This window comes from Nocardioides sp. YR527 (genome assembly GCF_900101045.1).
Classification (GTDB): domain Bacteria; phylum Actinomycetota; class Actinomycetes; order Propionibacteriales; family Nocardioidaceae; genus Nocardioides.
The window spans coordinates 58,275-78,383 of record NZ_FNFN01000010.1 but is presented as its reverse complement, the minus strand read 5'-3'; the positions used below and the strand labels follow the sequence as shown (position 1 = coordinate 78,383).

Genomic DNA, 20,109 nt, shown 5'->3' with positions numbered 1-20,109 from the left:
CCAGACAGGGCGGTCCAGAGAGAGGACGATCACACCCGTGCCGCACTCCCCCAGCCAGGCCACCCGCGTGCTCGTGGGTTTTGCCTTCGCCTCCCTCGGCAACGGCCTGACCCTCCCGTTCCTCTACGTCTACATGGCCCAGGTGCAGGACCTCGGGTCGTCGACCGCGGGCTGGATGTTCGCCTGGATGGGGGTCGTCGGCCTGGCTGCCGCGCCCGGGGTCGGAGCGCTCCTCGACCGCTTCGGACCACGCCCGGTCCTGCTGGCCGCGCTCCTCGTGGAGTCCGCTTCGATCGGATCGCTCGGGTTCGTCGACGGGACCGTGCCGACGATGGCGGTGCTGGCCGGCGTGGTCGTGGGCGCCTCTCCCCTGTGGCCCGGCACGACCACCCTGCTGGCCGGGATGGTGCCGGCCGCGGACCGCGAGCGGGCCTACGGCTTCGCCTTCCTGGGGCTGAACGTGGGCATCGGCGTCGGCGGCCTGGTCAGCGCCTTCCTCATCGACGTGACGCGGCCGGAGACCTTCCAGGTGCTCTACCTGTGCGACGCCGTCGCCTACCTGGCCTACGCCGCGGTGCTCGCGTTCCTGGTCCGCTCCCCGGCCCGCGCCACCGACGGCGACGCGGACGACGCGAGCGCCGGTTCCTGGGGCGAGGTGCTGCGCGACCGGCGAGCGGTCGCCCTGGTCGGCTGCGGCGTGCTCGCGGTGACCTTCGGCTACGGACAGCTCGAGGCCGGCGCGACCGCCTACGCCGTCGACGTGGCCGGAGTGCCGGCGACAGCGCTCGGCTGGGCCTTCGCCGCCAACGCCGCGGTGATCGTCTGTGGGCAGGTGATCCTGCTGCGGCTCACCTCCGGGTGGCGGCGTACGACCGCTCTGGCCTGCGCCGTGCTGACCTGGTCGCTGGCCTGGACCGTGCTCGCGGCCGCCGACCTGATGCCCTTCGCCGGCGCGATCGCCGCCGTCGTGATCGGCCTCGCGATCTTCGGCCTCGGCGAGACGCTGTGGGCTCCGATCGTGACCGGCCTGGCGAACACCATCGCCCCCGACCACCTGCGGGGCCGCTACAACGCGTCCCTCGGTCTCACCCTGACCCTAGGCCAGATCCTCGGCCCGGCGCTGGCCGGCTCCCTCATCGGCAGCGGCCTAGGCCACCTGTGGGCGGTCGTCGTGATCGGCGGCACCCTCACCGCGGGCCTGGTGCTGACCCGGCTCCGCTACCTGCTCACCGCAACCGAGGACGGCGCCCCGGAGGCGGAGGCCTCCGAGGCGCCGGTCGCCGAACGGATCTGATCAGCCGGATCTGACGGATCAGCTGGAGAACGGGACCGCCTTCGCCGCGTCGGTGTGCCAGTTGGTGCCGATCGGCTGGTCGACCTCCGCGGTGCTCGGCAGCTTCAGGGACACCGGATCCATGTCGCCCTCGTGCGCGGAGACGATGATCTCCTCGAACTGCACGCCGCCCTCCTGCGGCCCGCTGTGCGGGTTCACCCCGGCGTACGCCTTGGTCGAGCCGGTCATCGTGATCGGCTCGCTCACCGCCTGCTCGCTCGGCTTCACGTCACCGGAGAGGTCCGAGCCGAAGCCGGCCTCGATCGTGGCGCCCTCGAGGGTGCAGGTCACGCCGGGCTTCGCACTCGCCGTGACGAGGTAGTAGCCGCCCGCCTGAGACTCCTCGGAGACCGTGAAGGACAGGTCGCCGGTGGCGCAGACGTCGCCGGACGCCTCGGTCGACTCCTCGCTGGGCTCGGTGGTCGGCTCCACCGACGGGCTCGGGCTGGTCTGCTCGCCCCCGTCGGTGGTCCCGGAGGAGCAGGCCGACGCGGCGAGCGCGACCGCGGCGGTGGCGAGGACGAGCGGCGCGACACGGCGCCGGGTGCTGATACGCATGGCTCCTCTATACACGCCGGGGCCTTTACTTCTCGTAGCCCAGCCGTCCGCGCGTGGCGACGATGACGATCGCCGCGCCGATCCCCGCGGCGAGCAGCACCGCGAGCTGGAACAGGTCGGCATCGACGCCCGGGAACAGCTCGGTGGAGGCCACCGAGGCGTAGTTGTTGACGCTGGTGTGCAGGAGCATCGCCAGCGGCAGGCTCTGCCCGGTGCGGTTGAAGACCCAGGTCATCACGATCCCGAAGGTGACGCAGAAGGCCGAGAAGACGAGCGGCGCGTACCAGCTCACGTCCGGCCAGCCGGCCCAGTCGGTCAGGAACAGCGGCATGTGCCACAGCGCCCAGATCGGGCCGAGCACGAAGGCGGAGCCGAGCGGGCCGACCTTCCGCTGCAGCCGGGGCAGGGCGAAGTCGCGCCAGCCCGGCTCCTCGGCGAGACCCGTGGTGATCATCTGCAGGACGAGCCCGGGGACGTACGCCACCAGCACGAACAGCCACGCCTGCGACGGCGCCGCCATCTGCCCACCGACGGCCTGGGTCGCGACGATGATGGCGGCCGGGACACCGATCAGGATGCCGGCGTACCAGCGCCAGCTCGCCCGCCAGCGCCACATCCCGACGACCCAGGCCCGTAGGCCGGCTCGGCCGCCGACGAGCCCGGTGACCAGCGCGGCGCTGCCGATCGGGCCGAGGTAGGCGCCGGGGAGCATCCCGAGGAGCTGGCCGCCGATCATGCCGCCGGGGAAGGTGAGGTCCCAGACGCCGAGACCGCTGTTGGACAGGACGTACGGTGTCCAGGCCAGCCAGCTCGCCGCGAGGGCGAGCACGAAGAAGGTGGAGAGCTGGTGGCGGCGTACGAAGGCTCGTAGGCCCTGGTCCGGCTCGGTCGCCGGCCGGGCGACTGGCTGGGTGGTAGTCATGGTCGTTCCTTTCCGAGGGGGTCGAGTTCGTGACCTGAACCTAGGAACGGGACCGGTCCGGCCGCGCCGGGCAAAAGAGCGAACCTGCGTACTTGCATCGAAAGATGCTGGTGACCGGGACCGGCCTCGGAAAGGATGATGGCGTGAACGATCTGAGGATGATGCCGCGGCTGATCACCCCCGTGGTGATCTGGCTGATCACCACCTCGCTGCTGGTGGCCGCGCCGAGCCTCGACTCCGTCGATCCCTCGGTCGCCGGGAGCCCGGCGCTCGGCAGCGGTGGCTGGTGGGTCGCGCTGGTGGTGCTGACCGCGCAGGCGGTCGTGCTCCTCGAGCGGCGCTCGCGGCCGTTGCCGGTGCTGCTCGCGGTGGCCGCCGCGCCGGTCGTCCTGGCGCTCAGCGGAGCGGGCGACGCCACCAGCCTCTCCTCGGCGGCTGTGCTGGTCGCGGTGTGGTCGGCGGTGACCTCGACGCCGCTCCCCCACCGGCTCCGTGATTTGGGCGCGGCCCTGGCCTGCGCCGGGCTGCTGGTCGCGCTCGGCACGTCCCTGAGCCAGACGAGCATCGGCCTCCCGGCTGGCACCGCGGTCCTCGCCGGCCTCGTCCAGGGTGCGGGCGTGATCGTCCTGCCGGCGCTGCTCGCCGCCACCGTGCGAGCGCGCCGCGACGCCCGCGAGGCCCGCACCGACCTCGCCCTCGCCGTCGACCGCGAGCAGTCCGCCCAGATCGCCGCGGCGATCGCGGAGGAGCGTACGGCGATGGCGCGTGAGCTCCACGACATCGCCGCCCACCATCTGACCGGCATCGCGGTGATGACCGGCGCGGTCGAGCGGCAGATCGACACCGATCCGGCCGGAGCGAAGGAGTCCGTACGCCAGGTCCGCACCCAGAGCACCGCGATGCTGCGCGAGCTGCGCGGCCTGGTCACGCTCCTGCGGAACCCCGGGCAGGCCGAGGACGCGGGCGGGCAGGAGCGGCTGTCCCAGCTGGCCTCGCTAGTCGAGGAGGCGCGGCGCGCCGGACTCGAGGTGGAGCTCTCGATGCTGGGGACCGGCGCCGCCGTCGAGAGCGTCGGGCCGCTCGCCCAGCTCTCCGCCTATCGCACGGTGCAGGAGTGCCTCGCCAACGCCGCCCGGCACGCGCCCGGGGCACGCTGCGTGGTGGTGCTGGACACCCAGGACCCGGCCGAGGTCGTGGTCACGGTCCGCAACGGGCCACCGGCGACTCCCGTCCCGTCCGGCGGGAGGCCGGCGCGGCGTGGCCTGGGCCTGGTCGGCATGCAGGAGCGCGCCGACCTGACCGACTCGATCCTCGAGGCCGGACCGACCGCCGAGGGCGGCTGGCAGACCCGGCTGAGGATCACCGCATGATCCGGGTCGTGGTCGCCGACGACCAGCCGCTGGTGCGTGCCGGGCTGCGTACGCTGCTGGGCACCGAGCCCGACATCGAGGTCGTCGCGGTGGCCGAGGACGGTGCGGAGGCGGTCGAGCAGGCGCTCGCGCTGCGGCCGGACGTGGTCTGCATGGACATCCGCATGCCCGGCCGCGACGGCATCAGCGCCACCCGCGAGCTGTGCGGTCCCGACGTCACCGACCCGATCCCGGTGCTCGTCCTGACCACCTTCGACATCGACGACTACGTCTTCGGTGCCCTCGAAGCCGGCGCCTCCGGCTTCCTCCTCAAGGACGCCGACCCCGATGCCATCGTCGCCGCGGTCCGCTCCGTCGCTGCCGGCCACGGCACCCTCGACACCTCGCTGACCCGCCGTGTCCTCCGCGAGGTCGTCACCCGCAGGCGTACGCAGCCCGTGACCGCGGCCCGCGCCAGCGAGGTCCTCACCACCCGCGAGCTCGACATCCTCCTCCACCTCGCCGAGGGCATGTCCAACGAGGAGATCGCCCAGGCGCTCGTCCTGGAGATCTCCACGGTCAAGTCCCACCTGGCCCGGATGATGCCCAAGCTCGGCGTCAAGTCCCGCCTCCAGGCCGCCGTGTGGGCCTACCAGTCGGGACTCGTCGAGCACTGAGGCGTAGGCGGGTCAGATCAGGCCGGTCTCCTGTGCGACGTGGATGGCGCGGGAGCGGCTGTCGACGTCGAGCTTGGTGAAGATGTGCGCGAGGTGGCTCTTCACGGTGGCCTCGGTGACGAAGAGGGTGCGCGCGATCTCCTTGTTGGTCGCTCCCCTGGCGAGGTGCCGCAGCACCTCGATCTCGCGATCGGTGAGCCGCGGCAGCGGGCTGCGCATGCCCTTGAGCACCCGGGTGGCCAGTTCCGGGGCGAGGACCATGTCGCCGGCGGCAGCACGGTGGATCCCCTGGACGATGACCTCGGGGTCGACGTCCTTGAGGAGGTAGCCGGCGGCACCCGCCTCGATCGCACCGAGCACCTCGGCGTCGCGGTCGAAGGTGGTCAGGATCAGCACGGCCGGCGCCGGATCGAGGGCGCGGAGCGCGACCGTGGTCCGGATGCCGTCGATCCCGCTCCCGAGGCGCAGGTCGCACAGCACGACATCGGGGTGGAGGTGACCGGCGAGGACGATCGCCTCCTCGCCGGTCGCGGCCTCACCGACGACCGTCAGCGCGTCGCCGGCTTCGATCACGGCACGCAGGCCGCTGCGTACGACCGGGTGGTCGTCGACCAGGAGCACCGTGGTCATCGCGACGCCTCGATGTGGATCGGGAGATGCGCGGAAACCGCGGTGCCCTCACCGGGCGTGCTCTCCACGTCGAGACCGCCACCGAGCTCGCGGAGGCGAGCCCGCATGAAACGCAGGCCGTAGCTGGAGGAGCCGGCATCGGCGTCCTGCTCCCAGGCGACGACGTCGAACCCGGTGCCATCGTCGCTGATGTCCATGCGCACCGAGTCTCCGTCGTCGATCAGGGTGACGACCACCCGGGTCGCCCCGGCGTGCAGACGTACGTTGGAGAGGGCCGACTGGGCGGTGCGGAGCAGCGCGACCTCGACCTCGGTGCGCAGCAGCGGGAGCGTGTCGTCGACATGGAGCTCGACGTGCAGCCCGGCCTCGTCGGTCGTGCGGTCGAGCATACGCCGAAGCGCCGCGGCGAGGGCGGCGTCCTCGAGCTCGGCCGGCGCCAGGGCCTCGACGATCCGGCGTACGTCCGCGAGGCTGTCACCCGCCAGCGCCTCGACCTGCGCGAAGGTGCGCGACGACTCCGGGTCCGTGGTGCGGTTGCCTCCGGCGTGGGTGAGGAGCCGGATCGAGGAGAGCGCCTGCGCGATGGTGTCGTGGATGTCTCGCGAGATCCGGGTGCGTTCGGCGACCGCTCCGGAGTGGCGCTGGGCGAGCAGGAGCTCGTCCTGCAGCTCGGCCATCTCCTGCTGGGCGCTCTTCAACGAGGTGACCAGGCGTTCTCGCTCGGCGGCGTCGTGGAGGAGCTGCAGGTATCCACGGGAGATGCCGAACGCGAAGATGCCGCCGATGAGCGGTCCGAAGACGTCCGCGTAGCTGGTCGTGCCGCGGTGCAGGATCGGGGCGACGACCACCACCACGAGGATGGCCGCCGAGAAGACCAGTCCCCAGCGCAGCGGGAGCAGGTGCCCGGCGAGCAGCCACAGCAGGAACGCGAGCCAGACGAACTCGTCCGAGACGGCGACCGCGGCGACCCAGATCACCGCGAAGCCGAGCAGCCACCACACCGGGAGGCTGTGCGAGCGCGTCCTGGACGGCAGGATCGTGCCGGCGGTGTGCCAGAGCAGGATCGCGAGCCCGGAGACGATCGCGGCGGGAGCCGCCACCCCGTCGCCGATCGCCCGGCTGACGCCGATCGCGGTCAGCACGACGGCGATGACGTGCTGCCCGATCTCCATCGCCCGCACGGTCGGCCCGGCCGGGATAGATCCCGAGCCGGGCCGCCGCAACGGCGCGTGTACGACGCTCATGGCCTCGATTCTCTACCCTGCAACGTCCCCGGCCACCAGATCCGGTCGCCGACCAGGCTGAAGATCGCCGGCACGATCACCGTACGCACAACCAGGGTGTCCACGAGCACGCCCACACCGACGATCAGGCCGAGCTGCCCGAGCGTGACCAGCGGCAGCACACCGAGAGCGGCGAAGACCCCGGCGAGGACGATGCCCGCGCTGGTGATCACGCCACCGGTGTGGGCGACCGCCTCGACCACGCCGGCCCGGGTGCCGAGCCGCGCCGCGTCCGCGCGCGCCCGGTGGACGAGGAAGATCGTGTAGTCGATCCCGAGGGCGACCAGGAACAGGAACGCCAGGATCGGCACCTGCTGGTCGAGCGCCTGCTGGTCGAACAGGACGCGGCTCAGCCAGGCTCCGGCGCCGATCGCGGCGACCGCACTGGCGAGGTTCACCAGGAGCAGGAGGCCGGGCGCGATCAGCGAGCGCAGCAGGACGAGGAGCACGAGGAAGCTCACCGCGAGCACCAGCGGCGCGATCAGCAGCAGGTCGTCCTCGCTGCCCGTGGCGGCGTCCAGGTCGGTCGCGACCGCGCCGCCGACAAGGGCATCCGCGCCCGCGATCGGGTGGACCGCCTCCCGCAGGTCGGTGATCTGGTCGAGGCTCCGCTCGGTGCCCGGCGAGTAGTCGCTGGTCACCATGATCTTCGTCAAGGACCCGTCGTCGGTGACTCCGGCCGGCTGGGCGCGTACGACGCCCTCCACGTCACCCGCGGCCGCGGTCACCTCGGCAGCGGCCGCACTGTCGGCGACGATGTAGGTCGGCTGGGCCTCACCTGGCGGGAAGTGCGCCGAGAGCGTCTCGAGACCGGCAGCCGACTCGGACTGCACCCGGAACTTCTCGACCTGGTCGAGCCCGACCGACGTACCGAAGAGGCCGGAGGCCATCACCGCGAGCAGCGCGAGCCCGCCCAGCAGGCTCGCCACCGGACGCTTGAGGACCCGCGACGCGACCGCGCGCCAGACCCCGCCCTGGTCACGCGACTCACCCGGACGCGGGATGAACGGCCAGAACAGTCGCCGGCCACACACCGCCAGGGCCGGCGGCAGCACGAACAGCACCGCGACGAGGGCGATGAGCAGGCCGATCGCCGCGGGAACTCCCAGGCCACGGGTCATCGGGATCGTGGCGAGGACCAGCGTCAGCAGGGCGAGCACCACCGTCAGGTTGGAGGCGAGGATCGCGAGGACCGTCTTCCGCCAGGCCGTGCTCAGCGCCAGACGGTCGTCATCGGTCCGCTGCAGCTCCTCCCGGTAGCGCGAGATCAGCAGGAGCGCGTAGTTCGTCCCCGCGCCGAACACGAGCACGCTGACGATGCCGGCGTCGAACCCGAAGTCCCACAGGTCTCCCGCCGCTGCGGTGACCCGCCCGGCGAGCGCGTCGGCGAGGGCGACCACGACCAGCGGGATCAGCCACAGCACCGGCGAGCGGTAGGTGATGATCAGCAGCAGCGCCACGATCAGGATCGTGGCCAGCAGCAGCGTGACGTCGGCGCCGTCGAAGGCAGCGGCCGCATCGGCCCCGAACGCCGGCCCGCCCGTCACCTGCAGCACCAGCCCGTCGGGGGCTTGTGCCGCGACGTCGGCTCGCAGGGTCTTGATCACCTCCAGGTTCTCGGCGTTGTCGGCGCCGACCGTGACCGGTACGGGGAGAGCCGCGGCCCTGTCGTCCTCGCTGAGCATCGGACCGGCGTCGCCCGGCGCGGCCTGAGCACCGATCTCGACGCCGAGCCGCTCGAGGCCGTCGAGATCACCCTGGGAGAGTGCACCGTTGTCCTCGCGGGAGGCGACGACGAGCACGGACTGTCGGTCCGCACCGGGGAACTCCTCCAGCAGCTCGCTCACCCGCGTCGACTCCGCGCCCGCCGGCGCCTGCCCGGTCTGCGCCGGGGCCTCCGCGCCGGCGAAGACCCCGAAGAGCACCCCCATCACGACCACCGCGAGACCGAGCGCCACCCAGGCTCCCCGCCGTGAGGTCAATCTGTCTGAGAGATGCGGACGAGCAACCGACCGCGTACGAACCAGAGAATCTGCCATGCCACCAACTCCACCAGGCACGACGCCGCGGAACATCGCGAGCAAGGCTGAGCCAGGAATCAGCCAAATGGGCGATGCCGCGCATCCTCATCGCCCATCGAGCGGGTCGGGGTCCCTATCGACGCGGCTCGATCACGACCCGGCTGACGACAGGGAGGTGGTCGGAGGCTACGGGGTCGGCCGTGACGACCTCGGCGGTCACCGGGCGGACGCGATCGGTGACGTACAGGTTGTCGATACGGCCGTGCGGGTCCTCGGCGGGATAGGTGTAGCCGCTCCCGTGGCCGGCGACCTCCCAGGCGTCGTCGAACGCCGCGGTCAGGGTCGCGATCTCGGGTGCGTCGGGGTAGGCGTTGACGTCACCGACCACGATCGCCGGATCCTTCTTACCGACCAGGTCGACGATCTCGGCGGTCTGATGGAGCCGGATGTCCTGCGAGGTGTGCTCCAGGTGGGTCGTGTAGAAGTCCAGTCGCTGACCGCGTACGTCGATGGTCGCCCGGAGCAGGCCGCGCTGCTCCTTGCCGGCGTTGTAGAGATGGGTGTTCTCCGAGGCCACGATCGGGTAGCGGGAGAGCACGGCGGTGCCGTACTGGCTGCGCTCGGTCTGACCAGCGGGCGGCGGGGAGTCGAGGTTCGCACCGTACGCCGCGTGCCAGCCCAACAGAGCCGCGAGCGCGGCGGGCTGGTCGACCCAGCCGCTGCGTGCCGAGTAGTGGCGGTCGACCTCCTGGAGCCCGACGACGTCCGCGCCGCTGGCCTCGATGACGTCTGCGACCCGCTGCAGGTCGAGCACACCGTCGGTGCCCTGGGCATGGTGGATGTTGAACGTCATCACGTCGACGACCCGCGCGCCGCCATGCCCTCCGTGGGCGGTGGCGGCCGTGGGCATCACGAAGAACGTGGAGACCAGGACGAGAAGCGCTGGCATCAGGCGGTACGACATGGGGTGACTCGCTCTCCGGTAGAAGCGGGAGCCCACAACCTAGGGCCGCCACCGGTCCTCCCCGCGGCAGCGAGACGAACGGCTCCGGAACATCGAGCACTTCCGAGTGCTCAGGCCTGGTCGCCCTCCCAGACGAGCGGCTCCCGGATCAGGATCGGGGCGGTGAAGCCGACGCGGCGGACCGGGTTGAACTCGGTCTCGTCCTGGTTGTCGTCGGTGTGGACCCGGTCCGGGCCGCCGGAGAAGCTGACCGACGCCTCAGGAAGCTCCCGGTCGTGATGGAGCACCTCGATGGTTCCATCGAAGTACGCACGCGGCGCCGAAGCCCTCCGAGTCTCCCTGCGTGAACCCTCCATGCCGCCATGATGGCACTCCGGGTTCGGGCCCCGCACCGGTTTCTTCGACGCGTACGCTCACCCCGCCAAGGGACGCAGACCGATCTCGGTGAGCCGTCGGCCCCGCCGCCGGAGTAGGTCCTGGAAGGCGGCGGCGAGGGTCGATGGACGGCGGTCGAGCCAGCAGGCGCCGATGTGCCGCACCGCCTCGGGGTTCGTCAACGGCACCTCGACGTAGCCGGTGGCGCCGTGCGGGTCGCGGGGAGCCAGGCTGACACCGAGACCGGCCGAGACCAGCCCCCGCAGCGTGGCGAGGTCGTCACCCTCGAACCCGACGGTCGGTGTGACGCCGCTGGCCAGGGCGAGCTCGTCGAGCAGCGTACGCATCCCATAACCGCGCTTCATGCAGATGAACGTCTCCTCGGCGGCCTCCTCGAAGCTCACCCGGGCACGGGTGGCCAGCCGGTGGCCGGTCGGTACGACCAGGACCAGCGGCTCGGTGTGCAGCCGCCACTGGCGCAGGCCGGAGCCGGCCTCGAGCGGCGAGATGAGTGCGACCTCGGCGGTGCCGTCGGCGAGGGCTGCCAGGCAGCGCGGACGCGAGGTCTGGAGCAGGTCGACGGACGCACCCGGATGCTGCTGAAGGAACGCCTTGACCAGCGCCGGCACGACCCGCTCGCCGAGCGTGCTCTGGAACGCGAGGGCGATCCGCCCGCGGGTGCCGGACTCCTGGGCCTGGACGGCTTCGATGCCCGCCGTGGCCGCTGCGACCGCGGCGGCGGCGTGCGGCGCGAGCGCCTCCCCTGCCCTGGTGAGCCGCAGACCACGCCCGTGTCTTTCGACCACGTCCACGCCGAGCTCCCGACCGAGGCGCGCGAGCATGCGGCTCACCGTGGGCTGCGGCATTTGCAGCAGGTCGGCGGCGGCGAGCGTCTGCCCCGTCTCGGCCAGGGCGGCGAGGGCCGGGAGCATCGGCAGGACATTCCGTGCGGTGGCATCCACAGCCGACATCGTATGCGAATCAGCATTCTTCAAGCATCATCCATGCATTGGACGCATAGTCACGGGCTCCTTAGCGTGATGCAGGTGAGCGAACAGGAACCCACCGACCCCGGCGATCGACGCGTGCTGATCGCGCTCGTCGCGATCGGGATGACGACGTTCGTGCAGCTCTACTACCCCCAGGCACTGATCCCGGCGCTCAGCCGCGACTTCGCGGTCGACGCCTCCCAGGCCGCCCTGACCGTCTCCGGGGCGACGATCGGGCTCGCCGTCGCCGCGCTCGGCTGGTCGTGGGTCGCCGACCGGATCGGCCGGGCCCGGTCGATGACGATCGCCATCGTCACCGCGGCGGCGATCGGACTGGCACTCCCGTTCGTGACCTCGTTCCCCGTGCTCATCCTCCTTCGCGTCGCCCAGGGCATCGCCCTGGGTGGCACCCCGGCGCTCGCGCTCGCCTACCTCAGCGAGCAGGTCGGCCGGCGCGACGCGATGGCCGCGGGCGCGACGTACATCTCCGGAACGGTCGTCGGCGGCCTCGTCGGACGGCTGGTCGCCGCACCGGTCGCCGACGTGAGCGACTGGCGCGTGGCGGCTCTCGTGGCCGGGGGCCTCAGCGCGCTCGGCGCCGCCGTCGCGGTCACCGCGCTCCCGCCCGAGCGCCGCCGCCCCGCGGCGGCTCCTCGCCCAGCCGGTGTATGGGCCGGGATGGTCGCCAACCTCACCAACCCCGGCCAGCTTGCGCTCTATGCGCAGGCGTTCTTCTTGATGGGCGCGCAGGTGGCGGTCTTCAACTACCTCGGCTACCGGCTCGAGCTGGAGCCGTTCGACCTGCCGCCGGCGCTGACCGCGGTGATCTTCCTGGCCGGGCTTTCCGGCGCAGTGTCGGCCCGGCTGGCGGCGACGTTCGCGGCCCGCTTCGGTCGCCTACGCGTACTCCTCGTCTCGTCCCTGACCATGGCCGCCGGAGGCGCGCTGACGATCCCCGACCGGCTGCCGACCATCCTGATCGGGCTGCTGCTGTTCGCAACGGCCTACTTCGCCGCGCACTCGATCGCGTCGGGCTGGGTGGGCCCGATGGCGACCAGCGGGATCGCGCAGGCCACCTCGCTCTACACGCTCTTCTACTACGCAGGCTCCAGCCTCTTCGGCTGGCTCGGCGGCCTCGCCTTCGCTGCCGGCTGGACAGGCACCGCGAGCATGGTCATCGCGATCGTCCTGATCGCGTACGCCGCCGCCCGCACGCTCCTGCCCCCCTCCTCCGGCGAGGTCAGTGCGCAGACGGCGCCGACGACGTACGCAGCTCCGCGCTGACCAAGCGAGACGGCTGTCGCCGTATCGTGACCAGCGCGGTCGGCCTGTCATCCGCCTCAGGCCGCCACCGTCGGACCACGAACCCGAGGAGAAGCCGATGGCCAGGACCTATCGCGTCAACGCCGCCACGCGCCTGGTCAACCGCGCGTTCGCGGTGATGATCCGGCTGGGGCTGGGCAACTCGTACCGACACATCCTCACCGTCCCCGGCCGCCGGACGGGCACGCCCTACTCCACGCCCGTCGATGTCATGGCCCGGGACGGCGAGCGCTGGCTGGTCGCCGCCTACGGCGTCACCAGCTGGGTGCGCAACGCCCGCGCGGCCGGTCGGGTCACGCTCAGCCGGGGCGGCCGCTCTGAAACGGTGCAGGTCACCGAGTTGGACCCGCCGGCCAGCGTCCCCGTGCTGCGCCAGTACCTGCGGGAGGTACCGGTGACCCGGCCTTACTTCGCCGTGACCGCGGACTCCCCCGACGAGGACATCATCGCGGACTCACACCGGCATCCCGTCTTTCGCCTCACCGCCACCGACATCGCCGACATCGCCGCGGGGGACTGAACTTGTGGTGGACGCAGAGGGACTCGAACCCCCGACATCCTCCTTGTAAGCGAGGATGCCTAAAACGGTGTGCTTATCTGCGTTCTGCCTGCGTAGTGGGTGCGTAGCGCGAACCGCTGTGCTAATGGTTAAACGCTGTGGTTCAGTCGACCACGTGGAGCTTGGGGCGCTCTCCCTCGAAGTCCCGCTCGTGCATCTGGGCCATCCGGTAGCCGTGCCCGAACGCCGCCGCGATCTTCATGTGGCAGGTCGCGAAGGCTGCGACGACGAACGCGGTGCAGCCCACGAACATGCCGCCGGAGTAGATCATCTGCAACGTCCCGTCCCCATTGAAGGGGCGGAAGCCGAGTGCATGGATGAAGAAGGCGGCCACGGCGACCGGGGCAGCCACGATGAGGGTCCGGACAGCCCAACGTCGAACGATGCGAGGTGTCAGGCTGTCCAGCCACGTGTCGAGCATGTCGGGGATCTACCGTTTCTTGAGTATTGCCGAGTATGGGGGCGGGGGTATAAACTCCCGAGGTTTTGCCTCCGCTTGGCTGATATTAAACAGCCACCCACCGACAACACACGGCGTTCACACATTCGTGATAGAAACCGCCCGTTTGGGTCAGTACGTACTAGCCCGAACGGCGACGGCCCAGTCCACGAGTCAACTCGATGTCAACGTTCAGGCGTTGGAGCTCGGCTAGGACTTCCTCGCGCTCCTCGCGCGGCAGCCCCGCGAACCACTCCTTGTGGTCTTCGACGGACGACTCGTCCTTAGACGCAGGGGAATCGAGTAGCCACTGATAGTCCGCCGGGTCGTAGTCGGCCAACTCCAGGGCCTTGCTTGGGTCCGCGTTCACGGTCCGCGCGGCGATGACCACGGTCTCCGGCTTGACGGTGACCGACACTTCTACGCCGCCGACCTTCTGTGTCCCGGATTCGATCGCGCGCCACCAGGTCTCCGAGATGCCGGCGCGCCGCGCTGCTTCGCGCATCGCCATGGTTCCGCGTGCCTCGTTGATGTAGGCCCCGAGGGGCCATCGGTTCTTGGGCATCAGGTGCCTTTCTCTCCCCCACACTTTCGGTTGACTCATCCACAGTAACGGCGAACTGGCTGCGTAGTTACTACCCAGTTTGGCTATTCCCGGAGGTCAGAGGCGGGTTCGAACACACGTTCACAACACAGCGCGCCTCTTTCTGCGAAGTGCTTGCGTAGTTGCGTACTGGGCGCGTAGTGTGTCTGTCATGGAGAACACCCCGGACCGTCTCGACAGGCGGACAGTCGAGCATTCAGACCTCACCGCCGCACAGCGGAGCACCCGTGCTCGGGCTGCTGCCCTGGCCCGCTGGGGCAAGACAACGGACCGTGCGGAACAGACCGCGGCGGCCCGTGAGGCGTTCCTGGGCAAGTTCCCCAACGAGACGGCGATGCGGGGCCACATGGCGTCCCTGTCGTTCAAGGCGTCCCGGGCGTCCTGACCAAAACCAAGACACCCCCGGCGGGTTGGAGACCGAGACCTAAAGAGGACCGGAGCCGCCGAGGGTGACGAGAAGGAGATTACCAGTGTCAGTCATCAAGCTTTCCCCGCCACTCCCCCCGATGGACGAGTTCTACCTGACTCGTCTCGCGGTGGCCGAGTTGACCGCGATGCACCTCACGCGAGAGGAGGTCCAGGGCCTCGTCCAGGAGGCGTACGACAAGTACGACATCATCGCGACCCCTTCCATTGCGAAGGAGGCCGAGGCGGGCCGCGTGATCGAGGACGCCCGCGAAGTGTCGGACCAGGCCGACTACCTGGCCGCGAACGACCCGGCCCAGACGCAGATCACCGACTTCATCGGGGGTGCCTGATGGTTGCCGAGTCGTACGACGTGGCCGCCGCGGAGGCGGTCGAGATCGCCAACACTCCCCCAGTGAGCACCCGCCGCGTACGGGTCACGGTCGAGGGTGACGCCCACTACATCGGGAAGAACCTGCGGGTCGTGACCCCCGAGGGTCCCACGATCGTGGTTGGTGAGGACTGGGCCGGCGTCACGGTCGAGGACCTCGCCCCGGAGTACGTGTGGACCGACGCTGATGTGGTCCAGTGGATCGGCACGGACGTCACGTACACCCGCCGCAGGATGGAGGGCAACACGTCCCGATGGTTCTCCGGCGCACCGACGCTGACCATCTTCGGCCGGACCGACACCGCGATCTCCGCCGCCGTGAGAGACGGACGCGCGCGCGTCCTGCGCCGCCAGGCGGTCGACCAGTGAGCCACGCCACCAACGGGCGCGCACGCGAACACCGCGTGTCTGACCATATGACGCGCCGCAGGTGGATCCAGGTAGCAAGGTCTGCCGGATCCAAGGGTGCCGCCGACCTCATCATGGTTCACCCCGTCTTCGGCCTGGCTCTCGTCCAGGTCGGCACCGAGAAATCCAAGAAGCTCGGGCCCGCCGATCGCGACCGACTGGTCACGCTCGCTGACCTGTGCTCAGCGCTCCCCCTCGTCGCCTTGTGCGCCCAGGGCCGTACGCCGCGGTTCCTTCAGGCGACCCGCGATGTTCCTTCTACCTGGGATGAGGTGACGGTGTGACCGAGCCGCTTCTGTTCGGGCCCGCCACGTCGGCGGCATGGATGGACTTCGCCCACTGTCGCGACGTGGACCCTGCCCGTATGCAACCGGACGCCGCGCTGCGTACCTCGGTGGAGGACACGAAGGCGGAGGTCTGCGGGCCGTGCCCCGTCCGCCGCGAGTGCTTCCAGCACGCCAAGGACCAGGGCGAGGCGTACGGCATCCATGCCGGCGTGTGGTTCGGGGAGGACCCCGTGTGGTTGCAGGTGCTGACCTGTCCTGCGCCCGCCTGCGGGAAGGAGTTCATCCGGTCCCCGAAGGCTGGGGGGCAGCGGTACTGCTCGCAGAAGTGCCGGCGGGCGGCGGATCGAGCCCGGAGCAAGGCCGCCTGACTCTCTCGCGCTCGCCAGTTCGCGCGTAGTGCTTGCGCACTGCGCGCGAACTGCGTAGTATCTACGTCATGGAGACCGAGACCGAAGCAACGACGTTCGACTGCATGACCTGTGGTGCGTCGCACGTGTTCGACACCGCCGACGAGGCCCGCGACTACGACGAGGGCCACGTCGATCTGGGGCACGTGACGGTCCTTCAAGAGATCGCCTGACCACCCGTACCGGGATGCCCTGCGAGGGGGCAGGGCATCCCACCTTCTCGATTGGAGACCGAGACCATGAGTGACAAGCTGACTGTTCAAGAGGCGTGGGCCGCCGTGATGGCCGACGTCCAGGGGCTGGGCAAGAACCAGGCCGTGACCTCCGGGCCCGCCCGGTTCAACTTCCGTGGTGTCGATGACGTGATGAACGCTGTCGGCCCCGTGCTGCGAACCCACGGCGTGTCCGTCGTGCCGACCGAGGTCACGCACTCCCCCGAGAACGTGACCACCTCGAACGGCAAGGGGATGCGCAACGTCACGGTGTTCGTGAAGTACGCCATCCACGGGCCCGCGGGCGACACGATGGCGGGGGCCGCCGCGGGCGAGGCCGCCGACTCCGGCGACAAGGCCACCCCCAAGGCCATGAGCGTGGCGTTCCGTACGTTCCTCCTTCAGGCCCTGTGTCTGCCGACGAACGAGCCTGACCCGGACGAGCACCAGTACGAGCGGGCCGCCCCTCCCGCCGAGATCACCCCGGACCAGCGTCGCGCGATGATCCTTCAGGGTCTGGGCGAGTCGGAGACCGAGGCCGCGGTGCGCGAGTGGGGGAACCGTGCCCACGCGTTCGGGCTGCTGGATGACGCGCTGAAGGCGACCGTGGACCAGCACCTCGCCCGCGTCACTGGACAGGCGGTGGCGTCATGACCGCCGAGACCGTGGCCCCTGTCGGCCTGAACGGGGACGTGGTCGAGAACGTCACCGCGTCCGTCCAGGCCCTGAGTGACAGGCTTCTTGGCCTGGTCACCGAGTGCACCGACCCCGAGGGCCGTGACCTGGCAGAGCTGCTGTGGAGCGTCCGTGAGGCCCGCGTCTTCCTTCTGTCGATCGAGCGGACCCTGGAGGAGGAGACCGCCAAGTCGATGCTGGCGGACAACGCCGAGAGCGGCACCCTGCGCGTGGAGCGCTCCCGCCGGCCAGACCGGAAGTCGTGGGAGCACGCCGCCTGGCAGGCCGAAGTTCGCCGCAAGGTCATCCAGGCCGAGGGCCTGAAGGGCGCGCACGTCATCAGCGCGGACGGCGAGGAGCTGGACGTGTCCCTGGAAGCGGTCGTACGCCGCGTGCAGGAGGTCCACGGTTCGGCCGCCCCGAAGGTGACCGGGCTCCGTGGACTCGGGATCGACGCTGACGACTACTGCGAGCGGTCCCCGGGGCCGTGGGCCGTGAAGGTCACGCGGATGGCCGACGAGGGGGCCAGCCAGTGAAAGCCAGTCGCGCCCCGGGTGGCTCGATCCACGATCACCAGAACGCCATGAAGTGGGCCCGCCGCTGGTCCCGCGCCTGGAACACCCGCTATCAGGTCAGGTGGGCCAAGGCCAGCGCCGTGTGGCACGTGTTCCCCACTGACAAGCCCGCACACCACAGGAGGGCCGCGTGAGCCTCACCCCAGGTCAGGTGCAACAGCGCCTGTTCGACGTACACCAGGAGCTCGGGGCCGCCGCCCGTGCGGTAGCGGATGCCCGGAATGCCGAGGTCCACGCGATCGAGGCGCTGACGATGGCGAAGGCTCGCGCGATCCTGTCCGAGGAGTGCCCGCGCCCGAAGCGAGGAGAGAACGGCGTCACGGTCGCGGACCGTGACGCGTGGGTGGACCAGGCGACCAGTGACGAGCGGTTCGACGCCGCGGTGAAGGAGCAGGTCCGGAAGGCCGCTGAGGACCGTCTGCGGGTCGTACGTGACCAGGCGTCCGTCGTCCAGTCACTGTCTGCGCTCATGCGCGCTGAGATGTCCCTGGGTGCCGGGGTGGGTGCGTGATGGCGAAGCAGTGGGGGAAGCTCTATGGCGACCTGCACGACCACCCGAAGATGCGTCGCGCCCGGAAGGGTGGCGACCGTCCCCGCGACGCTTCCGCGATCGGGCTGTGGGTATGCGCCGAGTCGTGGTGCATCGACAACTTCCACACCGATGGGTGGGTGCCGGCGGAGGAACTGGACCGGTGGGACTCGAACGCCGAGATCCTGGCTCAGCGGCTCGTGGACGCAAACCTCTGGGTCGCGGAGGAGCGCGACGGGGAACCGGGGTTCCAGTTCTGGCAGTGGACCGACCACCAGGAGTCCGCCGAGAAGATCAACGCGAAGCGGGAGAAGAACCGGGTGCGGATGGCCAACAACCGGGGCACGTCCCCGAGTCCCGCGCCGCGCCCGAAGGCGACCCCGAAGCCGAAGCCTGAACCGGCTGATGATGGCGGGTTCGATGAGTTCTGGGCCGCCTACCCGAAGAAGCAGTCCAAGAAGACCGCACAGACCGCCTACGCGAAGGCCCGCAAGTCCGCGCCCGCCGAGACGATCATGAAGGGCCTGGTCATGGCCAAGGCGATGTGGCAGGGCAAGGATCCCCAGTTCATCCCGCACGCCGCGACGTGGCTGAACGGTGGACGCTGGGAGGACGAACCCCTCAACGCCGCACCGTCCGACGACCCCCAGCCCACGCGGACCATCCTGCGACAGTGCCGCGACAACGAGAACCACGACCGTCACGAGTGGACCGACATGCGCAACGTCTATCTCTGCCAGGGCATCCAGGACCACGACCCCGCTGACCCGTGGGCCATCGCATGACCGCTACGCAGAACACCGACGCCGAGAGGGCCCTGCTCTCCGCACTCCTCACCGGTCGGTGCGACATGGACGAGCTCGGGCCGATGCTCACCGAGGCGGACTTCTGGAACCCGCACCACGGCGCGGTGTGGGACGCGTGCGTGACCGCTCACGGGCGGGGTGACCGGATCGACCCCGTCACCCTGCCCGTGGAGGCACGACACAAGACCCTCCTGGTCGACCTTATGGTGTCCGATGTCCTCCCGGTCCAGGCACCGCGGTACGCCGCCCAGGTGGCCGACGCTGCCCTGCGCCGCCGACTCGTGGACGCGGCCCTGTCGATCAGGCAGCGCGCCGAAGACCCAGACGCCGGCTCCGGTGAGGAGGCCGCCCGCGAGGCAGAGTCGATCGTCGCGAAGGCCGCCGAGTCCGCCGAAACCTCTGACTCGGGGGTGGCGCTCGAGGAGGCCGTGGACCTCACCTTGGATTGGATCGAGCACCCCCAGCAGACCGCGCCGACGCCGTGGCCTGAGGTGAACGACGCCACCAACGGTCTACGCCCGGGGCAGATGATCACCGTCGCGGCACGCCCGGGGCACGGCAAGTCGCTGGTGGCCGCGAACGTCGGCATGTTCACCGCGATGCAGGGGCAGCCCGTCCACATCGCCTCCCTGGAGATGTCGCGGGAGGAGTACGTGTCCCGGTTCCTCGCGAACCTCGCGAAGGTGTCCCTGGGCAACATCATCAACCGGCAGTTGTCGGACCGTGAGTGGTCCCAGATCAGCGACGCCGCGGAACGCCTCCGACACCTCCCCCTGTGGATCGATGACCGTCCCGCCCAGTCGATGACCCAGATCCGGGCCGCCGCCCGCCGCACGCAGCGCAAGTTCGGCAAGCCCCTCGGGCTGATCGCGATCGACTACGCCCAGTTGGTCAGGCCGGCCGATGCCCGGATGCCGCGTGAACAGCAGGTGGCGCAGATCTCCGGGACCGTGAAGCTCACGGCGAAGGAGTACGCCTGTCCGGTGTTGCTGCTGGCCCAGTTGAACCGTGGCAACGTGAACCGGACCGACAAGACTCCGATGGTGTCGGACCTCCGCGAATCTGGCGCGCTCGAGCAGGATAGCGATCAGGTGTGGCTGCTGCACCGCCCGGACCAGTACGAGCGGGAGTCGGATCGTGCGGGCGAGGTCGACCTGATCGTGGGGAAGAACCGTGGCGGCCCCTCGGGGGTTCAGGTGTCCCTGTCGTTCCAGGGTCACTATGGCCGGATCGCGTCCATGGTCTGAGAAACATCCGGTCCGACTGTTTCGAATCGAGCTCGTGAGGACTCTCCCCTACATGGCACGCACACACAGCAGACGAGGCGACTACGACAGGCGACGCACCCAGCAGAAGCGGGCAGCGGCTCGCACCTGTCCTGAGTGCGG

26 protein-coding genes are annotated in these 20,109 nt (G+C 70.2%); 16 read left to right on the top strand and 10 right to left on the bottom strand.

Annotation, left to right across the window (positions count from 1 at the left end):
* Positions 1–37: 37 nt before the first annotated feature.
* Complete coding sequence (locus BLT25_RS25565; RefSeq protein ID WP_176884278.1) at positions 38–1,294, top strand: MFS transporter; 1,257 nt, start codon at positions 38–40, stop codon at positions 1,292–1,294.
* 18 nt (positions 1,295–1,312) lie between these two features.
* Here BLT25_RS25565 and BLT25_RS25560 read toward each other — a convergent pair whose 3' ends face one another.
* Complete coding sequence (locus tag BLT25_RS25560) at positions 1,313–1,891, bottom strand: DUF4232 domain-containing protein (RefSeq protein ID WP_091052087.1); 579 nt, start codon at positions 1,889–1,891, stop codon at positions 1,313–1,315.
* Positions 1,892–1,916: 25 nt separating this feature from the next.
* Positions 1,917–2,813, bottom strand: coding sequence for a type II CAAX endopeptidase family protein (locus tag BLT25_RS25555; protein WP_091052085.1), 897 nt, complete (start codon positions 2,811–2,813; stop codon positions 1,917–1,919).
* Between the two features lie 143 nt (positions 2,814–2,956).
* On the opposite strand from BLT25_RS25555, the gene BLT25_RS25550 reads away from it, so the two are divergent.
* Entirely contained in the window at positions 2,957–4,183 is a 1,227-nt protein-coding gene (locus BLT25_RS25550) for a sensor histidine kinase (protein WP_143033862.1), read from the top strand.
* Entirely contained in the window at positions 4,180–4,839 is a 660-nt protein-coding gene (locus tag BLT25_RS25545; protein ID WP_091052081.1) for a response regulator, read from the top strand. Before BLT25_RS25550 ends, BLT25_RS25545 begins: the two co-directional genes overlap by 4 nt.
* 12 nt (positions 4,840–4,851) lie before the next feature.
* Here BLT25_RS25545 and BLT25_RS25540 read toward each other — a convergent pair whose 3' ends face one another.
* From BLT25_RS25540 to BLT25_RS25520, 6 genes are all read right to left on the bottom strand, one after another.
* Entirely contained in the window at positions 4,852–5,469 is a 618-nt protein-coding gene (locus BLT25_RS25540; protein WP_091052079.1) for a response regulator, read from the bottom strand.
* Positions 5,466–6,713 (bottom strand): sensor histidine kinase, encoded by a 1,248-nt coding sequence (locus tag BLT25_RS25535; RefSeq protein ID WP_091052078.1) that lies wholly within the window; start codon positions 6,711–6,713, stop codon positions 5,466–5,468. Before BLT25_RS25535 ends, BLT25_RS25540 begins: the two co-directional genes overlap by 4 nt.
* Entirely contained in the window at positions 6,710–8,710 is a 2,001-nt protein-coding gene (locus BLT25_RS25530; RefSeq protein WP_256328792.1) for an MMPL family transporter, read from the bottom strand. Before BLT25_RS25530 ends, BLT25_RS25535 begins: the two co-directional genes overlap by 4 nt.
* Before the next feature lie 196 nt (positions 8,711–8,906).
* On the bottom strand, positions 8,907–9,722 hold the full coding sequence (locus BLT25_RS25525; protein ID WP_256328789.1) for an endonuclease/exonuclease/phosphatase family protein: 816 nt from the start codon (positions 9,720–9,722) through the stop codon (positions 8,907–8,909).
* Between the two features lie 125 nt (positions 9,723–9,847).
* Positions 9,848–10,093, bottom strand: a complete 246-nt coding sequence (locus BLT25_RS29565) for a hypothetical protein (protein ID WP_143033861.1) — start codon at positions 10,091–10,093, stop codon at positions 9,848–9,850.
* A 57-nt stretch (positions 10,094–10,150) separates the two neighbouring features.
* A complete protein-coding gene (locus BLT25_RS25520) occupies positions 10,151–11,083 on the bottom strand; it encodes a LysR family transcriptional regulator (RefSeq protein ID WP_091052073.1) in 933 nt (310 codons plus the stop codon).
* 75 nt (positions 11,084–11,158) lie between these two features.
* Here BLT25_RS25520 and BLT25_RS25515 point away from each other — a divergent pair, with 75 nt between their 5' ends.
* Together BLT25_RS25515 and BLT25_RS25510 are read left to right on the top strand one after the other, a co-directional pair.
* Positions 11,159–12,385 (top strand): MFS transporter, encoded by a 1,227-nt coding sequence (locus BLT25_RS25515; protein ID WP_091052291.1) that lies wholly within the window; start codon positions 11,159–11,161, stop codon positions 12,383–12,385.
* Between the two features lie 97 nt (positions 12,386–12,482).
* A complete protein-coding gene (locus BLT25_RS25510) occupies positions 12,483–12,944 on the top strand; it encodes a nitroreductase family deazaflavin-dependent oxidoreductase (RefSeq protein ID WP_091052072.1) in 462 nt (153 codons plus the stop codon).
* A 142-nt stretch (positions 12,945–13,086) separates the two neighbouring features.
* On the opposite strand, the gene BLT25_RS25500 is transcribed toward BLT25_RS25510, so the two are convergent.
* Entirely contained in the window at positions 13,087–13,404 is a 318-nt protein-coding gene (locus tag BLT25_RS25500) for a hypothetical protein (protein ID WP_091052070.1), read from the bottom strand.
* A gap of 160 nt (positions 13,405–13,564) precedes the next feature.
* Complete coding sequence (locus tag BLT25_RS25495; protein WP_176884276.1) at positions 13,565–13,987, bottom strand: helix-turn-helix domain-containing protein; 423 nt, start codon at positions 13,985–13,987, stop codon at positions 13,565–13,567.
* Positions 13,988–14,177: 190 nt separating this feature from the next.
* Here BLT25_RS25495 and BLT25_RS25490 point away from each other — a divergent pair, with 190 nt between their 5' ends.
* From BLT25_RS25490 to BLT25_RS25445, 11 genes are all read left to right on the top strand, one after another.
* Complete coding sequence (locus tag BLT25_RS25490) at positions 14,178–14,411, top strand: hypothetical protein (protein WP_091052067.1); 234 nt, start codon at positions 14,178–14,180, stop codon at positions 14,409–14,411.
* 121 nt (positions 14,412–14,532) lie between these two features.
* Positions 14,533–14,784 carry a hypothetical protein gene (locus BLT25_RS25485; RefSeq protein WP_143033859.1) on the top strand — a complete coding sequence of 84 codons (252 nt, stop codon included), beginning with the start codon at positions 14,533–14,535 and terminating at the stop codon, positions 14,782–14,784.
* Positions 14,784–15,191 carry a hypothetical protein gene (locus BLT25_RS25480; protein WP_091052064.1) on the top strand — a complete coding sequence of 136 codons (408 nt, stop codon included), beginning with the start codon at positions 14,784–14,786 and terminating at the stop codon, positions 15,189–15,191. The genes BLT25_RS25485 and BLT25_RS25480 overlap by 1 nt, the downstream gene beginning before the upstream one ends.
* The gene (locus BLT25_RS25475) at positions 15,188–15,514 is read left to right on the top strand and encodes a hypothetical protein (protein ID WP_143033858.1); all 327 of its coding nucleotides are present in this window, start codon (positions 15,188–15,190) and stop codon (positions 15,512–15,514) included. Before BLT25_RS25480 ends, BLT25_RS25475 begins: the two co-directional genes overlap by 4 nt.
* A complete protein-coding gene (locus BLT25_RS25470; RefSeq protein ID WP_091052061.1) occupies positions 15,511–15,885 on the top strand; it encodes a WhiB family transcriptional regulator in 375 nt (124 codons plus the stop codon). The genes BLT25_RS25475 and BLT25_RS25470 overlap by 4 nt, the downstream gene beginning before the upstream one ends.
* Before the next feature lie 68 nt (positions 15,886–15,953).
* On the top strand, positions 15,954–16,097 hold the full coding sequence (locus tag BLT25_RS30070) for a hypothetical protein (RefSeq protein ID WP_176884274.1): 144 nt from the start codon (positions 15,954–15,956) through the stop codon (positions 16,095–16,097).
* A 66-nt stretch (positions 16,098–16,163) separates the two neighbouring features.
* Positions 16,164–16,790, top strand: coding sequence for an ERF family protein (locus tag BLT25_RS25465; RefSeq protein WP_091052060.1), 627 nt, complete (start codon positions 16,164–16,166; stop codon positions 16,788–16,790).
* Complete coding sequence (locus BLT25_RS25460) at positions 16,787–17,347, top strand: hypothetical protein (RefSeq protein WP_091052058.1); 561 nt, start codon at positions 16,787–16,789, stop codon at positions 17,345–17,347. The genes BLT25_RS25465 and BLT25_RS25460 overlap by 4 nt, the downstream gene beginning before the upstream one ends.
* 169 nt (positions 17,348–17,516) lie before the next feature.
* The gene (locus BLT25_RS25455) at positions 17,517–17,897 is read left to right on the top strand and encodes a hypothetical protein (protein WP_091052056.1); all 381 of its coding nucleotides are present in this window, start codon (positions 17,517–17,519) and stop codon (positions 17,895–17,897) included.
* Positions 17,897–18,700, top strand: a complete 804-nt coding sequence (locus BLT25_RS25450; RefSeq protein WP_091052054.1) for a hypothetical protein — start codon at positions 17,897–17,899, stop codon at positions 18,698–18,700. The genes BLT25_RS25455 and BLT25_RS25450 overlap by 1 nt, the downstream gene beginning before the upstream one ends.
* Positions 18,697–19,968, top strand: coding sequence for a replicative DNA helicase (locus tag BLT25_RS25445; RefSeq protein ID WP_091052053.1), 1,272 nt, complete (start codon positions 18,697–18,699; stop codon positions 19,966–19,968). The genes BLT25_RS25450 and BLT25_RS25445 overlap by 4 nt, the downstream gene beginning before the upstream one ends.
* The last annotated feature ends 141 nt before the right edge of the window (positions 19,969–20,109 follow it).